At 45.1% G+C, this 19,220-nt stretch carries 13 protein-coding genes; all 13 read left to right on the top strand.

What is annotated here, in order from left to right; all coding sequences use genetic code 11:
* Positions 1-15: 15 nt before the first annotated feature.
* The 13 genes from H8K55_RS09605 to H8K55_RS09545 all read left to right on the top strand — a co-directional run bounded on the left by H8K55_RS09605 (position 16) and on the right by H8K55_RS09545 (position 19,219).
* Positions 16-621, top strand: a complete 606-nt coding sequence (locus H8K55_RS09605; protein WP_186941882.1) for a ubiquinone biosynthesis accessory factor UbiJ — start codon at positions 16-18, stop codon at positions 619-621.
* Entirely contained in the window at positions 618-2,189 is a 1,572-nt protein-coding gene (gene ubiB, locus H8K55_RS09600) for a ubiquinone biosynthesis regulatory protein kinase UbiB (RefSeq protein ID WP_186941880.1), read from the top strand. Before H8K55_RS09605 ends, ubiB begins: the two co-directional genes overlap by 4 nt.
* Positions 2,186-2,809: a methyltransferase domain-containing protein gene (locus H8K55_RS09595; RefSeq protein ID WP_186941879.1), complete on the top strand. Its 624-nt coding sequence runs from the start codon at positions 2,186-2,188 to the stop codon at positions 2,807-2,809. Before ubiB ends, H8K55_RS09595 begins: the two co-directional genes overlap by 4 nt.
* A 1,007-nt stretch (positions 2,810-3,816) precedes the next feature.
* Complete coding sequence (locus H8K55_RS09590; RefSeq protein ID WP_186941878.1) at positions 3,817-7,878, top strand: FG-GAP-like repeat-containing protein; 4,062 nt, start codon at positions 3,817-3,819, stop codon at positions 7,876-7,878.
* Positions 7,879-8,000: 122 nt separating this feature from the next.
* Complete coding sequence (locus H8K55_RS09585) at positions 8,001-11,966, top strand: RHS repeat domain-containing protein (RefSeq protein WP_186941877.1); 3,966 nt, start codon at positions 8,001-8,003, stop codon at positions 11,964-11,966.
* 831 nt (positions 11,967-12,797) lie between these two features.
* Positions 12,798-13,355 (top strand): hypothetical protein, encoded by a 558-nt coding sequence (locus H8K55_RS09580; protein WP_186941876.1) that lies wholly within the window; start codon positions 12,798-12,800, stop codon positions 13,353-13,355.
* Positions 13,352-13,906, top strand: a complete 555-nt coding sequence (locus H8K55_RS09575; RefSeq protein WP_186941875.1) for a hypothetical protein — start codon at positions 13,352-13,354, stop codon at positions 13,904-13,906. The genes H8K55_RS09580 and H8K55_RS09575 overlap by 4 nt, the downstream gene beginning before the upstream one ends.
* Before the next feature lie 83 nt (positions 13,907-13,989).
* The gene (locus tag H8K55_RS09570) at positions 13,990-16,269 is read left to right on the top strand and encodes a cohesin domain-containing protein (RefSeq protein WP_186941874.1); all 2,280 of its coding nucleotides are present in this window, start codon (positions 13,990-13,992) and stop codon (positions 16,267-16,269) included.
* Between the two features lie 9 nt (positions 16,270-16,278).
* Positions 16,279-16,749, top strand: a complete 471-nt coding sequence (locus H8K55_RS09565; protein ID WP_186941873.1) for a type II secretion system protein — start codon at positions 16,279-16,281, stop codon at positions 16,747-16,749.
* A complete protein-coding gene (locus H8K55_RS09560) occupies positions 16,743-17,132 on the top strand; it encodes a type II secretion system protein (RefSeq protein ID WP_186941872.1) in 390 nt (129 codons plus the stop codon). The genes H8K55_RS09565 and H8K55_RS09560 overlap by 7 nt, the downstream gene beginning before the upstream one ends.
* Complete coding sequence (locus H8K55_RS09555; RefSeq protein WP_222612429.1) at positions 17,107-17,601, top strand: type II secretion system protein; 495 nt, start codon at positions 17,107-17,109, stop codon at positions 17,599-17,601. The genes H8K55_RS09560 and H8K55_RS09555 overlap by 26 nt, the downstream gene beginning before the upstream one ends.
* Complete coding sequence (gene gspG / locus H8K55_RS09550; RefSeq protein ID WP_186941871.1) at positions 17,598-18,020, top strand: type II secretion system major pseudopilin GspG; 423 nt, start codon at positions 17,598-17,600, stop codon at positions 18,018-18,020. Before H8K55_RS09555 ends, gspG begins: the two co-directional genes overlap by 4 nt.
* Before the next feature lie 11 nt (positions 18,021-18,031).
* Entirely contained in the window at positions 18,032-19,219 is a 1,188-nt protein-coding gene (locus tag H8K55_RS09545) for a type II secretion system F family protein (RefSeq protein WP_186941870.1), read from the top strand.
* Position 19,220: the final 1 nt, after the last annotated feature.

Here is a 19,220-nt window from a genome sequence, read left to right as displayed (position 1 = left end):
TTTTATTTTACTCTTATGATTTCCACTCCCTTTATCCTGTCTGTAAATCATTTGTTGGCGCAAGAGCCTTGGGCTGCGGCGCGCTTACAGAAGCATGCGGGTAAGACTGCCTGTATTGATATCGAACTATTCCAGTTGCGTGTGAAAGTCGATGCGGATGGCCTATTGCAAGCTGCTGAAGACAAAAGCGATACGAATCCTGATCAGGTAATTTTAAGAATCAAGCCAGCAGATCTGCCATTGATTGCGCAAAATCGTGAACGCGCGGTGTCCTACGTGAAGATAGAAGGCGATGCTGACTTTGCGAATACCTTGTCGCAATTGAGTCAAGATTTACGCTGGGAAGCGGAAGAAGATTTGAGTAAATTATTTGGTGATGTTGCCGCAGTGCGCATGGTTGCGACCGGTAAAGGTATCCTTGAAAGTGCGAAACGCACGCATCAAAGCCTGCAAGAAAATCTGGCCGAATATTTTTTAGAAGAAAATCCTATGCTGGTGCGTCCGCAAGCGGTACGAGCCTTTGGTGAACAAGTGAACAAAACTCGTGACGATGTTGAACGTTTAATGAAGCGCTTAGAGAGAATAGAAAGATTAGAAAAAATGAAGGTAGTTAAGCAATGATTTTAAATTCCCTACGCTTGTTTAAAATTGTTCGCATCGTTCTGAAATACGGCATCGATGAAATCGCCATGTCGGGCTTGCGCATACCGCGCACGGCCAAAGCGATCAAAGCTTTGCTTTTTTGGCGCGACCTGTCTGCACCGCGTGGCGAGCGTCTGCGTAAGTCTTTAGAAGATCTCGGCCCTATCTTCGTCAAATTTGGACAAGTGCTGTCGACCCGTCGTGATTTAATGCCACCGGATATCGCGAATGAACTGGCACTGTTGCAAGACCGCGTGCCTTCGTTTGATCCAGATCTGGCGATTGCGCAAATTACGAAATCTCTCGGTAAGCATCCAGACGAATTGTTTGCCAGTTTTGAACGTGTACCTGTGGCGTCCGCCTCAATCGCTCAAGTCCATTTCGCGACTTTAAAAGATGGTCGTGAAGCCGCGGTGAAAGTGCTGCGCCCAGGCATGAAAGAAACCATCGATCGCGATGTCGCCCTCATGAAAATTGCCGCCAGCTGGTTAGAGTTTTTATGGGCGGATGGCAAGCGTTTGAAAGCCAAAGAAGTCGTCGGTGAATTTGATAAGTATCTGCACGATGAATTAGATTTGATGCGCGAAGCCGCAAATGGTAGTCAGTTGCGACGTAACTTTGCTGATTCGGATTTATTGATCGTGCCTGAAATGTATTGGGATTTGTGCTCGCCATCGGTGATCGTGATGGAGCGCATGAAAGGTATACCGATTTCGCAAATCGATAAGCTGCAGGAAGCCGGTGTTGATCTCGCGAAGCTGTCGCGTGATGGTGTGACGATTTTCTTTACCCAGATTTTTCGCGACGGATTCTTTCATGCAGATATGCATCCGGGAAATATTTTGGTCTCGACCGAACCTGCTACTTTAGGGCGTTACATCGCACTCGATTTTGGTATTGTTGGCACGCTCAATGACTACGATAAAGATTATTTGTCTCAGAATTTTTTAGCCTTCTTCCGTCGCGATTATAAGCGTGTGGCTGAGGCGCATATAGAATCGGGCTGGGCACCCAAGGAAACCCGTGTGGATGAGCTGGAAGCCGCGGTACGGGCTTGCTGTGAACCTATTTTTGATCGCCCGCTGAAAGATATTTCATTTGGTCAGGTTCTATTGCGCCTATTCCAAACCTCGCGCCGTTTTAATGTAGAAGTGCAACCACAACTAGTTTTGCTGCAAAAAACTTTACTCAATATTGAAGGCCTGGGGCGTCAACTTGATCCTGATTTGGATCTTTGGAAAACTGCGAAACCTTATCTCGAACGTTGGATGAGTGAACAAGTTGGCTGGCGCGGTTTGATTGATAAACTGAAAGCGGAAGCGCCGCGCTACAGCCATATCTTCCCGCAATTGCCACGGCTAGCGCATCAGGCTTTGAGTCGTGCCGCTGACGGAGGCAATAATGATGCATTGTTGGCGAGTTTGATCGCCGAACAACGCGCGACCAACTCCTTATTACGCACCATCATTTATGTGGGCGTCGGTGTGTTGGCTGGCGTTATTCTGGCGTTTTCTTATGTGAACTTTTTTATGCTTCCGGCTCCATGACACCGCAATTTTTTAGCCGTGATCCGAATCATCCAGAGTTTTGGGATGAGCGCTTTCAACAAGGATTTACTCCCTGGAATCTCGGTGCTGTGCCGCAGGAATTGAGAAATTTTGTCGCTGAATCAAAGCGGAGTGCCGAGGTGGTGCACAACTGCTTGATCCCAGGATGCGGTCATGCGCATGAATTAGGATTTTTATCCGAAGCGGGTTGGCAAGTTACCGCGATTGATTTTTCAAGTACTGCGGTAGCCACAGCAAAATCGCAAGTCGGAAAATGGGCTGAACGTGTACAACAAGCTGATTTTTTTGAGTTTGCTCCTGATCACCCGCTGACACTGATTTATGAGCGCGCGTTCTTCTGTGCTCTGCCACCTGCGATGCGTGGTGCAGTGGTGGAACGATGGGCGGCGCTGTTGCCGATTGGGGCTAAATTAATAGGTTTTTTTCTGCTGGACGATACCGAGGGCGCTAGCAAAAAAGGTCCGCCTTTTCGTACGCATCCTCAGGAATTTCAGACATTAATACAACAGCATTTTACGTGCTTGGAAGATACTGATGTGAGTGATTCGCTGGCGGTGTTTGAAGGTAAAGAACGCTGGCAGGTTTGGCAGCGAAGGTGAGATGATTTGACGCTGTTGAGGTTCAAGTGTCAGATACAACATAGGGAGGCGTGGATGGATATTTATAAAGATCTTTGCAAGGGATTGATAACTTCTGTTTTAGATGCATAGATTGAAGTAGATTGACTGAACTCTGCGGACTTCCCCTTCAAGTCGCGAAGACTTTCAGAAAAATGCAGGTTATTTTTCAATAATCACACCATTCACGCGTAACTTGACTGCCATAGTCAACGTCTGGGCTGTAAACTGATGCCGCGTTATTCTTATGGGTGAGCCCCATTAAATAAAATGCACATGATCCTTGATCAAGCCTAAGCAGCGAGCATATCGCAAGTGATAGCCTATTCCATCATACCGACGACGTACATTGCAGTATGGTGAATGCGTAATTTGAGATTAAGGTTTGTCTTTAGCAATATAAATCAGCTTAATAAAAAATTGATGGGTTATACACATTGGCTGTTTGAAATTGCCGTTTTGAAGGATTAGTTTTCGTTTATCTTTAGAGGATAGCTGGTATTGGCAATACCGAGGATTCCTTCTCTACGAATAGATCATCAGCTTAGGTTGCAGGAATACCATTTTAAATTTCAAGATCTGTAACTTTAATCTTGTTGACTCTCCTCTGGCTCATTCTAGATGCCAGTGAGCAGAGCTTTGGTGATAAACCGATTTATATTCTCGTGCGCGTAGTCCAATTGGTGTATAGCATTGTGCTCCACTAGTAGTGCCTCAGCAAAATATTACCGCCCTAAATTTTTCCAAGACGCCCTTGCTTGGCACGTGCTATTTGTTGTTTTTTTCAATTTCTGAACAAAGTCACATTTGATTAAATAAAGTGCAATTAATACGGATTTTTGTGATATATTGCGTCGCTTTGATAATTAATTGCCTTAATTGCAATTGAGCAACTTCAAAATTGCAGGCGTATGCGTGTAACAGCCTAATAATATTTTCTGTTTAAATTGATTGACTATCGCCAGTTCTTTCATGTGGAGCACTTTAACTTGAATACAATTTCAACCTTTGGTGGACATCTAAATGATTTCTTTTCGTCACGTTTTTCACCAAAAATTATTTTTTCGATACTGTTTTTTAGTTGTTCTTTGACTGCGAATAGCCAAGTAAGTATCACCTCTGGTGGAACGCCAAGTTATAGCTATTCGATTGTAGTACCGCCGGGTATCGGGGGAATGACACCTAACATCGGATTGCTTTACAGTGGCAGTTCAGTAAATGGTCCAGTTGGGTATGGATGGACAATTCAAGGGATATCAACAATATCTCGTTGTCCCGCAAATAAATTGGTCGACGGTGTTGGGCGAGGAGTGGAGTTTAGTGTCCATGACAAGCTGTGTTTGGATGGACAGCGCTTGATTCAGACGGATGCCAATGGCGCCGTTGTGAACGCTATAAATACGGCACCCACTTTAGCGAATCCTTTTCAGCAGAATGATAGCCTTGGTGGTACAGGTCTAGTACGTGAATATAGGACAGAAAAAGATATTTATGCACGTATTCGTGCTTATGGTGCTGCGGGTGGCGATGCTGCAAATGGCCCAGCATACTTCCGTGTTTGGACAAAAAGTGGACAAATTTTTGAATACGGTGTTAACGCCAATGCTACCTCCAATGCCCTAATTACCCCACAAGGCAAGACTGTCGTTTCTTCTTGGGCAGTAAGTCGCATAAGTGACACAGTTGGTAATTTTATTGATTTTGAATATGTACAGCGGGATTTGTCATCGGGCAGTGTACCGGCTACGGGTAGCAATCTTGGGCGTGAGTGGAATTTGTCTGAAATACGATATACAGGAAATGCAAGTCAGTTGCCAAAAAATAAAATAGTTTTTGAATATGTTGAGCGCCCACTTATCGCTGACGCAGTGCAAGATCGCGCAGAGGCATATCATAAAGGTAGCAAAAACTTGAGTGTTCAGTTACTTAGTCGTGTCAGAACCTATATTAATTGGATCGCAGGGCAATCACCTAAGCCAGCTAACGCGGTCAATGTAAAAACGATTAAATTAACATATGACAATGGACCAATCACCAAGCGTAGTCGCGTAAAGCAAATTACGGAATGTGCTGGAGCAAGTGAAACTGTTTGCTTACCGCCCACTACTTACAATTATTCGGCCGGTGGAGGATCCAGTTACATGTCAAATGAGGTCTTTAAATTAAGTTCGCTATCTACTTTGACGATGGATAGTACAACTGGAAATTATGGCGTAATTACTGGCAATTTTTTTGGTAGCGGTCGAACCGATATTCTTCGTTGGTCAGACAATCCCGGGGAGAATTTGCTCTATCGTAGCGAAGGTGATGGCAGCTTTTACCAAATGCCAGTAGGTTCGGCTCCAGCGAAATTCAATATAACAGATCAGAATTTATTCAAGAGCAATGGATGTTATTCTGCGGTCACGTCAGACTTCAACGGCGATGGTTTGACAGATATTTTACGATTAAGTAAATTGGTATCGTCAACTGGAACCCCTTGTGGTATCACGACAAATATTTTGTATAAATCGAATGGTGATGGTTCATTCACTCCGCAAGAGATTACAGGGATAGATTTCTCTCAAGCTATAAGTAAAAGTATACCAAAATATGGTTGCATACCCGGTTCAGGCACAAATTGTGAGCCAGGTCCAGTCCGTGGAACCACAGTGACTGCTGGGAGTAATTATTACTTAATTGACGTAAATAATGATGGTCTTTTAGATATTGTTACGACAATTCTTCCATCTGTCTATATTCCAATAGATGCACCGTCAACACCTCTAGATTCTTCATGTGCAACACAAACATGTACACGGGTATTTCTTGGAAAAATTACTGGTGGATTTGAGGAGAAGACGGATACAAATCTGAAGAACCGTTCAGTTTATGCCGATCCTGCCATTGGTGCGTACAGCTATTGGAGCAAGCCGTATACAGTCGACGCTAATGGTGATGGGGCAACAGATTTGATCGTGAATAGTGGTGTTTGGCTGTCTAACGGAGACGGTAATTTTTCGAGTGCATCGACAGCACAGAGTGGGCTGAGTTGCGCAAATGCGTTAGATTTTAATGGTGACGGGCGAGTAGATTGTCTGAATATTTACTCGAGTTTAAATGACACGAACCTGTATCTCGCGGATGGAATTTCTGTGGACAGGAAGGTCACCAACTTTAATCTCAGATCTCCAGGGCAAGAATTGTTCGATTTTAATGGGCAGCTTGTTCAGAATGTCGGTACTGTGCTGATCGATATGAATGGTGATGGTCGTACCGATATTCTCCGATGGAAAGATGATCCTAGTCAAAATGCCGTGTATCTTAGTAATGGCGATGGATCTTTCAGTCTAGATGCTAGTTTTAATCTCACTTCAACAAGCAATCAATTGCGAAAATCTGATGGGACATCAAACTTTATTATTGGTGATTTTACAGGGCGTGGTAGTCCCGAGATACTTAGGCTTAAGTCAAGCCCATCGGCGACGAGTGATGCTACCAAAAATTTATTGTTTGTGAAGTCTGATGCGACGCCGCCAGACCAATTGATCTCTGTGGTCTCAGGTACAGGTTTAACAACGACACTGACTTGGGTTCCTTTGAGTAACTCAAGTAGCGGTACGCTCGGTAAGCGCTACACAACAGACTTGGGTACATCGTCAAAGGCTAGCTATCCGATTATCGACGTTACTATGCCAACTTACGTGGTCGCGACTACTGTTTCAGATAGCGGTGTCGGAACAAGTAAATTGACTAGTGAATATAGTTACTCTGGATTAAAAGTTGCTAATGATGGAAGAGGCTGGCTCGGGTTTAGAGAAACTCGGCGCCAAAATATGGCGCCTGATGGTTCAAATTTGACTGTATTTACACGATATCTTCAAAGTGCCTATTCAGGTATGGCGAGTATGACTGAAACAAGAATGGGCGCTCTAAATTTGAGCGCTCCACAGGTGTTGAGTCGAAGCACTTTCGTTTATTGTGATAAAACTGCAAGTGTTGGTGCAGAGGCAACTGCTACAAGTGATGTACCATGCCCAACATCCGCGCGAGTTCAAAAGCCTTATTTATATAGCAGTAAGGAAGAAGGGACTGATATCACAGGCAATGTTCTACCTAGTGTAACAACAACCAATACGTTTAACGATAGTGGTGACCCCACAAAAATTGTTGTGGTGACAAAAGGTATAGATCCGGCTTTGGGTTCAGAGCAGATTTTTACAAAAACATCAACTAATACTTATCGCACAGACAACACTGCAGGTGATGCCTGGATTCTTGGCCGATTGGAAAAAGCTAATGTTCAAAATGCGGTGCCTAATAGTCTTGCTGGTATTAGTACAAGTGCGGGAAATGCACCTTATGCTGCAGCTACGCAAGGTGTTGTCCCAACTGGTTCCGCAGTGATAACTTTGGGCGCTTGTAGCAGCACGACCCCAACTACTAGCCCAGTCGCGGCAACCACGAGTTGTACCGTCAAGAATACAGGGCAGATGGCCGCGAACTCGATTAGTTACTCTACGATTAATGGCGTGACCGTAACAGGCCCGACCGGGGCATGTGCAGCTGGCGCAACTTGTGGCACGGTTACGGTCAAAACCAACACAGCCGCCGGTACCTATTTTGGCACTGTGACGATCGCACCGGATGTGGGAAGTGCTATGTCTTTGATCATTAACTTGGTCGTGGCTCCAGCGGTTACTACGACTACCCTAACGAGTAGTCCGACAAATTTACTATTTGGTACGATTAATAAGGGAATTGAAAAAACATTGCCAATTACCATATCAAATGTGGGTACGGTGGCGGCGACTGGATTGAACTTTGCCCTTACAGCAGTGAGTGGAAGTGCAGGCAATTTTATCAATGATGGAAGTGGCACTTGTACTTCTAGCTTGGCAGCAGGAGCAAGTTGTACATTATCAATAACTTTTGAGGCGTATTGTACAAGTGGGGCAGTCAGTTATCGAGCTACAACGTCAGGTTCTAATTTCAGTTCAGTTGTGACGAATATGAGTGCGACAACTATTGCTAGTGGCGTTTGCGCAACTTTAAGGAAGACGCCAAAATGAAAATAAATTGCAATCACGTTCTTAAAACAATCAGCGCATCAAAAATTGAGGTTTCCTTGTTAGATACCCCATCGTGTACTCAAGACGACAGCCAACGCAATCATGTTTGTAAAAGGAAAGTAATGCGTCCAATCGTTTCCACTATCTTGTTTGCCGCATCCATGTTCGGCATTGGTCTCGTCCATGCGCAACAGCCATCCAGTCCATACAATTACAGCCGTACTAGCGCGTTTGTATATGACACCAGTAGTGGATTATTGCTGAGTGAGACCGTCGAGCCAGACAATGCAGATTCATGTCTGAAGACCACATACACCTACGACGTCTATGGTAATAAAACAAGTGCAACAACAAATAACTGCGCGGATGCTAGTACCATCGCAAAATTTACCGCGCGTTCAAGCACCAGCTTTTATGGAACACAAAGCATCACCATCAATGGCACTGTTGTCGCTATTCCTGGAGGAGCTTTCCCCACGACTGTCACGAACGCGCTTAGTCAATCAGAGAGCAAGACTTTTGATCCGCGATTTGGCGCAGTAGTGGAGCTAGTTGGCCCGAATAGCTTGACAACAAGTTGGCAAGTAGATGATTTTGGTCGAAAAGTTAAGGAGTCGCGTGCTGATGGTACTAGTACTATCAGTAAATATTGTTTTATTAGTGGAAGAGTTACTGACATTACTAGCAATAGTGCTGCCTGTCCAACACCTGCTGCTAATGAAATACCAGCAGATGCTGTCAGTTTTGTTCATACTGAACCGCGCAACACTTCGGACGTTAAAAATGGTCCTTTCGCACGTACCTATGTTGACAGAGCGGGTCGTAAAATTCGCACTGTGACAGAAGCCTTTGATGGAAGCGCACAACCTGGCGGAACCAATCGTCTGATCGTACAAGACATTGATTACAATCCACAAGGTGCGGCGATCGTTACAACGCAGCCTTATTTCTTAGATACTCTGGCATCGACCACTGGAGGTAGCAGTAGTTATGGCATGAGTGCAACGATCTATGATGCACTTGGACGACCAACTGCCATTTACACTAGTGATCCTCAGGGAAGTCTAGCGAGCTATAGTTTTGGTGGCCGCGGCAGCCGAAAAGCCTCTGTCAATACCGTTAGTTATGTTGGTCTTGTGAAAACGACTACCAATGATTTAGCACAGACACGCAAAGAAGAAAAGAACATTGATGGTAAGGTTGTTCGTGTTACCGATCATCTAGGTGCGCAAGTTGCACACCAGCATGACGCTTTTGGCAATCTTGTGGCGACCAAAGATGCATTGCAAAATGTGATTAGCATCAAATACGATATCCGTGGTCGTAAAGTCGAGATGACTGATCCGAATACTGGTCTTTGGAAATATGACTATAACGCCTTAGGTGAATTGGTTTGGCAACAAAATCCAACTCAGCGCGCTTTGTCGCAAGTAACAACAATGACTTATGATTTACTTGGACGGATGACGCAAAAGGTAGAGCCAGAATACACAAGTAACTGGGCGTACGATAAATATGCAGATGGTAGTGCCTGTAATAAAGGCGTCGGTAAGCTTTGTGAAACCACTACTAGTCATGGCATTAACCGTAAAGTTGTTTATGACAATTTGGGGCGACCGATCAATTCACGTACCAATGTGTTGGGCGGACGCAGCTTTGCCACAGCCATTAGTTATGACAGCAGTAACGCTAGACCTGCAACGCAGACTTATCCGACAGGCTTAACGGTCAATTACAACTATACCGCTAAAGGATTTCTTTCCAGTCTGACTTTGGGAACGGCTGCTACCATCACACCTAGTGGTGCCACGCTTGCTGCTGGTAGCACACTCTGGCAGGCACAAGCCTACAATGCTTGGGGCAGCGCAGAGCAGCAAATTTATGGTAACAATGTTATCAGTAAAGCCAATTTTGATACCATGACCGGACGTATTAGTAGTAATACCGCAGGTCTTGGTACAGCAACCAATATCGTCAACTACAGCTACGCCTGGGATAGTTTGAGTCATCTCACTGGACGCACTGACGCCAATGGCGATGGTGTGAGTGGGGCTGTCACGGATAGTTTTGCATATGATGGCATTGGACGCCTGAAAAGCTATAGCGTCGCTTCACCGACTATTCCTAGTCTGCAACGCGATGTCACGCTGCAATACAATGCCGCTGGCATGCTCTTATATAAGAGTGATGTGGGGATCTACACCTATCAAGCACAAGGGGCAACGACCATTCGGCCACATGCCCTGCAAAGTGTCAGTGGTAGTGTTAACGCCAACTATACCTATGACGCCAATGGCAATTTAAAAACCGCTTCGGCCGGTAGTTATCGCGATATTAGCTATACCAGCTTTAATTTGCCAGATAACCAAAATGGCTTAAGCGGCCCAGCGGGCAGCCCGAAATATACTTGGCAATATGACGAAAACCACCAACGCATCCAAGAGACCCGTGTTTCCAGTGCTGGCACCCGTATCACGTGGAAGCTGCATCCAGATAATGCTGGCGGTTTGTCATTCGAGAGAGAAGAAGGTCCCGATGGGACAAGTAACCGTCACTACCTGACCGCGGGAGGTATCAGCATTGGTGTATTGATCTCATCTGATGCGTTGCCGACACTAGCTGCTAGTCAAACTGCGCCTGTGGCTCTCAGTACCATCACGTTGAAAAAAGTCGAATACTGGCACAAAGACCACCTAGGTAGTTTGGTTGCCACCACAGATCAAAATGGTGTGGTGACAGCGCGCTACTCCTATGACCCATTTGGCAAACGTCGCATGGCTAGCGGCAATTATGATGCCAACGGTACACTCATTATCGACTGGAGTAGTAGCGGCAATGGTAATGACATAGGTTACACCGGACATGAGCATCTAGACGATGTCGGCGTCATTCACATGAACGGACGTATTTACGACCCGCTACTCGGGCGTTTCATGCAGACCGACCCGTTTATTCAAGATCCTTTAAATCTGCAGAATTATAATCGTTACGGCTATTGCTATAACAATCCTTTGGTTTGTACAGATCCAACTGGGCAAGCTTTTGGTTTCGATGACTTCGTTTTTGCTTTAATTATGATTTACGGGGCAGAAAGATCTGGAGTTATAGACAAACAAACTGCGCGGGCGTTTTATGGGATTGCAGTGACGATGTATTTAGGTCCAACAGCGGGACAAGCATTCACAGCATCAGGCATGGCACAAGCAGCGGCAGCGGGATTTGCTGGGGGGGCGGTCAGCACGGGTACCATGAAGGGAGCCTTGTCTGGAGCATTTTCGGCGGGGATGTTTTATGGCGCAGGTAACGTCATTGGAGGGAGTAACTTTTTCGGCGGTGCAGTGGACAAAGCTGCGGAATGGACCTATGGATCAAGTGTCGCGTTGCATGGGGTAGTTGGGTGTGTCACCAGTGTTGCTGGTGGTGGTAAGTGTGGACCAGGCGCTTTGAGTGCTGCATTTAGTAAAGCAATGACACCTGTGACGGGACCGATGACGGACTCAAATCCTGTCGGAGGAGTAATAATAAGTGCTATCGCTGGAGGAACTGGATCAGTTCTTGGTGGTGGAAAATTCGCAAATGGAGCGCAAACTGGGGCTTTTAGTTATCTACTTAACTGTTTAGCACATGAATGCTTAAGTAAAAAATGGGATAAAAACGATCCTGGGTATCACGAATATCAAAATATGAGTCTTCGAATGTGTCACGAGTCTATGGTTGGTTGTTATGAGGCCGTGAGCACACAATTGCTTTGCAATTCGGGACCTGGACAAACTGCATGTATGACAGTTGGAAAAACATTGCATACCAATCTGATTGGTATCTTTAGTGACAATCCTGTTACTCAATACGCGTACACCTCTGGTTTCATTGTCAATGGAACCGGTTCGACGCACATACTGCGCGATGGTTATGTAGTTCGACAAATTATTGTAGATGAAGGCGGCTACTTGAGAATCTATAGTTACGGTGAAGGTGTCAACATAAACAGATTCATAGCTAATTGGAATAAAATTAGTGGACCAGTAATTTTTCGTATGATCGATCATTCCAACGGAGCAGAGGTCAGTGCAAAGCTTAGAAAAAAATAGACTTTTAGCGTGAGAGATTTTATATTTTCAAATTCAACATTGTTTAAGCGCAACTTCATCGGATAGGATCTTACATCGATATGCAAAAAAAAATTCGCATTCATGTGTTTATTCTAATTGTATCCATTCTAGTTGCTGCCTTTACGCTTGCGACGTTCTTTGGTGTGATCTCACCGAGGTTTGTATCGGAAACACCAACATGCGTAACTTATGATTTGACCCTTCCAATTTCTGAGAGAGTATCGATACATAGTTCTATGAATACAATTCTAAGAGATTTTGGATTTAAGGAAACATACGTGGATAAGAAATTGTTAATTTCAGAAACGGAATTAACAAAAATTTTGCTAAATATAGAGTCACCAGATGGCATAGGAAGCATATTGATATGCACAAAAAATAAAGGTGCACGAGAATGGCAATCGGTCGCGAACACCGTTGAACAGTCCATTCAGTCGAAGGTGAGTTTTCAACAAGTTTACCTTCAGAGGGATCCTTCAGTTTACTTCTGTAAGAACGATTGCTTTCTAAATATTTCGTCCCCAATTGACTTTGAAACACTGAATGGCAGCGTGCTTGCTTTCCCTGGATCAACCAAGACATCAAATGGATCAAAGAAAAACTGAAAGACTCAAAACTGGTACCAAGGATAAAACTGGGGTCAGATCAAATTAAAGATTTGATTTGACCTGATCCCAATAATCATACCAAAATAACTTCACGAAAAATAAGACCACCTTACAGCCGTCAAAGAATAATCTGAAACACTTAAAAAATCATCCCATGCCAACCACCAACGCGCAAAACACTAATCCGTTCTTCTTTTAGTCCATGCTATTCCCTCCCTCTTTGCGCGTATTTCGCTGGTCTACATCGCAACATTGGCCGTGGCTGGCGGCTTTGACATTGCTGTGTTTTTCCTTATCGCTGTACTGGGTCGAATTGCCCGCACTGCGTTCGCAAGAGGCGCAATTGGTGCAGCAAATTCGTACGCTAGAAGTTGAACTGCGTAGGCCAATTGCACCAGTGGCGCGCGAGCACAATGTAGATGTTCAACAGCGCTTGGCGAGCTTTGAACGTTTGGCGGTGGTTATTAAGGATTTGCATACTCAGGCAAGTCTGAACGGTTTGATTGTTTCAGAAGCGAGTCATCAACCCAGCGACGATGCTGTAGGTGAAGCGTCTGAGGGCAGGCATGAGATCGCTCGCATTGATATACGCGCGAAAATGACAGGTACTTATGTCGGACTTAAGGCTAGTCTCGCTAGCCTGTTATCGGCGCATGATGGATTGGCACTGGAGTCGCTGTCTCTACGCCGCCAACGTTCTACAGATGCGGTCATGGAAATTGATGTAGGCTTGCGCTTTTTTTATCGTAAGCAGCCATGAGGGTGACCCGACAGCAAGGCTTGGGAATCGCTGCCCTGATCACCATGGTCTTGGTGGTCTGGACGGCCTGGCGTGATGAGGAGCTACCAGCGATCACCGAAGTGCGTACACCAAACCGATCGAGCCGAGCCGCGCTGGCTCCTACCCCTAGCCGGCCAGTGAGCACTGAACTGCATTCTGCGAACAGTACATCAGAGCCGCTGCTTGTTAACAGAGAACCTTTGCTGGAGGCTACTTCTGATCCATTTAGACCTATTAACTTTGTTGCACCACCGCCCAAGGTGCTGACACCGCTACCTGCACCACCGCCACCACCGCCGCCTAAACCAGTCGCGCCCGCCTTTCCTTATCAATACTTTGGCCGTATGCTGGGTCTCGATGGAAAATTGACGACGTATTTGGTACGTGGTGATACCTTGATCGCAATACGGGAACAGGACATTGTAGATAATACTTATCGTGTTGATAGCATCATTGAAACACAGATCGTGCTGACTTATCTCCCATTGAATGAAAAAACCGTGTTACTGACGCCGACGGCGGCACATTAATATGACCATGATGAATATCACACAGAGTTTGAAAATGAATGATTGTTTAGACTGTTTGCCTGCGGCATATCGGGAGCTTGGCTTTGTCTAATACATCGACTTATTTTTCTTGGACAGGAGCCTTGCTTGTACTGACTTTATTGTCGGGTTGCAGTGCCCAGTTGATTCGCGCGGATGCACAACAGCAGATTAATGCTGGCAATTATGAAAAAGCATTGAAGATTTTTGAAGAGGGTTTGGCGCGATATCCTGACAGTGTGGAGTTACGCGCCGGACAGGTCAGTGGGAAAAAATTAATCTTCGCTCGCCTGATGAGTGCCGCCATATCGGCACGTGCCAGCGGCAATGATAGGCTTGCCGATGAAGTTGTGCAGCGCGCCTTGGCGATCGACCCTAGTGATGAGCGCGCGCTAGCCTTGAAGCTTGACATCGCGCGTGATAGTCGGCAGAAAGAAGCGGTCTTTAACGCCAAAGAGTTGATCGCAAAAGGCATGCGGGAGCGTGCCATTTTGCTGATAGAAAGTTCCTTAAAGGACAATCCTAAACATGCGGAGTTACTTGCATTGCAGCGTCAGTTGGAGTTAGATGCTCGCCAAACCGAGTTGACGACAACACGCCTCGCCGAAACCAGGCCTATTTCTCTAGATTTTCGTGACGCTAATTTACGGATGGTGTTAGAGACTATCACGCGCAATAGTGGTATTAATTTTGTGATTGATAAAGAGGTCAGGCAAGATTTGCGTGCCACGGTATTCTTACGTCAGACGCAGGTAGAAGATGCTATCGAGCTAATTACCTCGACCAATCAATTGGGCTATAAGGTGTTAGATACAGCGACGGTATTGCTGTATCCCAAAACCCCAGACAAACTTAAGGAATATCAAGATCTGGTGATTCGTGCATTTTATCTGTCGAGTGCGGATGCGAAACAAACCGCGATGCTGTTGAAAACCATGCTGAAAATTCGTGAACCATTTGTGGACGAAAAACTAAATCTCATCATGGTACGGGAAACGCCAGAGACAGTACGTTTGGCAGAGCGCTTGATCGCTTTGCATGACTTGTCTGAACCTGAGGCGATTTTGGAAGTTGAGGTGCTGGAAATTAAGCGTTCTAGCCTGACGGAATTGGGTATTAAGTATCCCGATAGTCTTACTTTGAGCGCTATCGCTCCAGTAGGTAAAACGGGGTTTAATCTGGGTAATGTCAAACAAATAAATCGCGACTCCATCGGTATCAATGTACCCAACGTCTCCATCAATTTGCATCGTGATGTAGGGGATGTGAATATTTTAGCTAATCCTCAAATTCGTGCACGTAATCGAGAAAAAGCCAAAGTGCTGATTGGAGATAAATTACCAGTCGTGACAACGACGGGGAGTGTGAGCAATAGTGGTTTTATTTCTGAGTCGGTACAGTATGTTGATGTTGGCTTAAAGTTAGATGTGGAACCGACTATTTATTTGAACGATGAAGTGGCGATAAGGATAGGCTTGGAGGTGAGTTCACTGGTACGTGAAGTGAAAACAGCATCGGGCTCTTTGGTTTATCAGATAGGCACTCGTATGGCTAGTACAGTATTGCGTTTGCGTGATGGTGAAACGCAGATATTGGCGGGCTTGATTAGTAATGAAGAGCGCATGAGCGCTAGCCGTATCCCCGGTATGGGAGATATTCCAGTGGTTGGTAGGTTGTTTTCATCACAGCGCGACGACGGCCAGCGCACTGAGATTGTATTGTCGATTACGCCCCGTATCGTGCGTAATATTCGCCGGCCAGATTTAAACCAAACAGAGTTTTGGTCTGGTACTGAAAATGATGTTCGTAGTAAGCCACTCGCTTCTGCTTCAAGCAAGAAGGACAGTGCTTCGCAGTCAGGTGCTGCGTCTGAAGTTGGTGGCGCTTTGTTGTCAGCAGGTGTACCGAATGCAAATGGCAGTGTGGAACAAAAAGAGACGTTATCAATAAAACTGCTGGCACCGGCGGAAATTAAAGTTGGGGAATCATTTACAGTCGATGTACAGATGAAAGCCGATTCACCTCTGCGAGGTATGCCATTACAGTTGGACTTTGATCCCAAAGTGTTAGAAATTTTGGATGCTGAAGAAGGCACTTTTTTTAAACAAGACGGTGCTGCCGTTAGTATGACCAAGACTTTGATTCAACAAGAGGGACGAGTTTCGATGGCAATTTTGCGCAATGTCGCGGATGGTGCTAAAGGGGAGGGAACAATGATGCGCTTTAGATTTAAGGCATTGACAGCGGGTGTCGCCGAAATTCGACTAGCATCTGCGAAAGTGATTGCGAGTGAACCTCTCAACTTATCTCTGCCACCGAACGCTACCAAAATCCTAGTGAAATAAGATACGACAATGCGGCAGTCTAGACATGGATATACGATTATTGAATTGCTAGTGGTAATGGCTGTTCTTGGTATCCTGGCGACTGCCGCGATGCCCTTGCTTGAGTTGACTGTTAAGCGAAATAAAGAGCGTGAATTAAAACAAGCATTATGGGAAATGCGAAGAGCCATTGATGCATATAAGCTTGCCTATGATGGCAATCGGATTGCTAAAGTGTCTGGAGATAATGGCTATCCACCGTCACTCCTCGTTTTGGTAAGTGGTGTGCCAGATAGACTCGCCGCAGGACAGACTATTTTCTTTTTGAGACGTATTCCTAAGGATCCATTCGCACCTAGTGAGGCTTCTCCTGAGCAATCTTGGGGGTTACGCAGTTATACTTCGACCGCTGAGCAACCAAAGGCGGGCGAGAATGTATTTGATATCTATTCAAAGTCAGAAGGGGTCGGGATGAATGGTGTTCCGTACAAGCAATGGTGATCAAAGTGATTAAGGTGCATCGTGGTTTTACGTTGATTGAGTTGTTGGTCGTGATGGTCGTAATAGCGATGCTGTTGTCGTTGTCGGTACCTCGATATTTTGGCAACGTGGATAAAGCAAAAGAATCTGTTTTGCGTCAAAATTTGGCGCACATGCGTGACGCGATAGATAAATACTTTGGTGATACTGGACGTTATCCAGAATCATTGGAGGACATTGTAACTAAGAAATATTTGCGTAAGATACCGACCGATCCAATTACAGAACGTACAGATTCCTGGGTGATCGTTAGCCCCGAAAAGAAGGAATTAGGTAACATATTTGATGTTAAGAGTGGCGCACGTGGACGAGCGCGCGATGGGAGTGAGTATGTGTCCTGGTGATAGGAATGTGGAACACAGGCAATCTGGGTTTACTTATGTCGCCATGCTTTTTGCCTTGGTTATTTTTGGTATCGGTCTGGCGGCAATCGGTGAATCATGGAGTGCAGCTTCACGTCGTGAGAAAGAAGAGGAGTTGATATCAATCGGTAGCGCCTATGCTCACGCGATTGCTGCATATTATGTGCAATCACCTGGCACGCCAAAATCTTACCCTCAGCATCTGGAAGACCTGTTGGAAGATAAACGTTTTGTAGGTGTTGTGCGACATCTACGTAAAGTGTATCGAGACCCTTTGACTCGTGATGGTAAATGGGGTGTAGTGCGCGCCTCCGATGGCGGTATTATGGGGGTTTATAGTTTGAGTGAGATGGAAGTTTTACGCAAACGTCCATTGACTTCCGTTAATGGGGTGATGATCACCGGGACACGTTATTCGGATTGGAAGTTCGTTTATAAAGAGAAACAATGAAACTAGCTAAACAATTCTGCCTCTCTAGGGGCTTTACTTTGCTGGAATTGCTGGTGGTGGTCGCGATTATTGCGATGCTGGCAGGATATGTAGGTCCCAAGTATTTTGCACAATTGGGTAGATCTGAGATTAGTGTGGCAAAAGCACAAATTGATGCATTCGATAAAGCGCTAGATCAGTATCGCTTAGATGTCGGTCGTTATCCTTCTACGGAACAAGGATTGCAGGCGTTGATGAAATCTTCTGGAGACGGAAAATGGGCTGGGCCGTATTTGAAGAAAGATGTTCCCGTTGATCCTTGGGGACATGCATATCAATATCGTGCACCAGGAGCGAATGGCAAAGATTATGATTTGCTGAGTTATGGAAAAGATGGTGTGCTAGGTGGCATTAACGAAAACACAGATATCTCAAACTGAAAGCAAAGTTTATGCAATTTTTGGTTCGTACATTTGATGTCTCATCCGGCGTGGTGATTGAACGCATGATGGAGGGTGAGGAACCATTAGCCTTACAACAAATGTTGGAGCGCGAGGGCGTGACTGTGTTGTCAGTGGTTGGGCATCATAGTCAGTTTTTAGTGAAGCGAAAATCAAATTTTAATGTCGTACTTTTTTGTGAAGAACTACGTACTTTGTTGTCATCAGGAATGTCTTTGGTGGAGGCCATCGAGACACTTTGCGCTAAAAAAGACGGCGGGAATAAGCATGCTGTTTTACTTGAGATCCAACAGCGCTTACTAGAAGGCAAGCCATTTTCTGCTGCCATAGAATCAAATCAATTTATATTTCCGGTGCTATTGGTCGCTTCCATCAAGGCGAGTGAAAGGACTAGTCGTATTGAGGATGCACTGGATGAATATATCGCTTACGAAAAGCTTGCGCAGGAGCTGGGCAGAAAAATAGTTAGTGCGGCGATTTATCCAAGCTTGGTTGTTGGATTTGGGATGCTGGTGTGTTTGTTTATGATTTCTTACGTGGTACCCCGTTTTGCTAAAGTGTATGAAGATTTTTCACAGTCATTAAGTATGTCAACGATTCTCCTGATGAGGTTAGGGCAATTTGTCGGCGATCATATTTTTCTATTATTAGGTGGGGTGTTGTGTGTTGTTGCCGCAGCTTTTGTCGGATATAAAAACGGCAAACTGAAAAGTTTATTTTTACGCAGTTTAGGACGCTTTAAGTTTGCCCAATACTATCTTCGGTTGTATCAGCTTGCCAGAATTTATCAAACAATGTCTATGCTATTGAAAGGCGGGTACACGCTTTCAGATGCGATTCCTCTCGCACAAAATTTGGCGTTTGATGAAAAATTAAAGAACCAAGTTATCAATACGCGGAGTGCCATTCAGGAAGGTAAGCGTTTGAGCACCGCATTTGTAGAAAACGGACTGACGGACAGTGTGACGGAAAGGATGTTGATAGTGGGCGAACGCTCTGGAAATTTGGCGACAATATTGGATATCATTGCACAAGCATATCGACAAGAATTTACTTTGTTTATCGAACGGGCAACTAGGCTGGCCGAACCTGTCTTGTTAATGTTGGTTGGTTTGATGGTTGGTGCCATTATCATTTTGATGTATATGCCTGTATTCGATTTAGCAGGAGGAATTTAAA

Source organism: Affinundibacterium flavidum (genome assembly GCF_014284175.1).
Lineage (GTDB): Bacteria > Pseudomonadota > Gammaproteobacteria > Burkholderiales > Burkholderiaceae_D > Undibacterium > Undibacterium flavidum.
The sequence above is the reverse complement of the archived record's forward strand: the minus strand, read 5'-3'. Positions and strand labels throughout refer to the sequence as shown.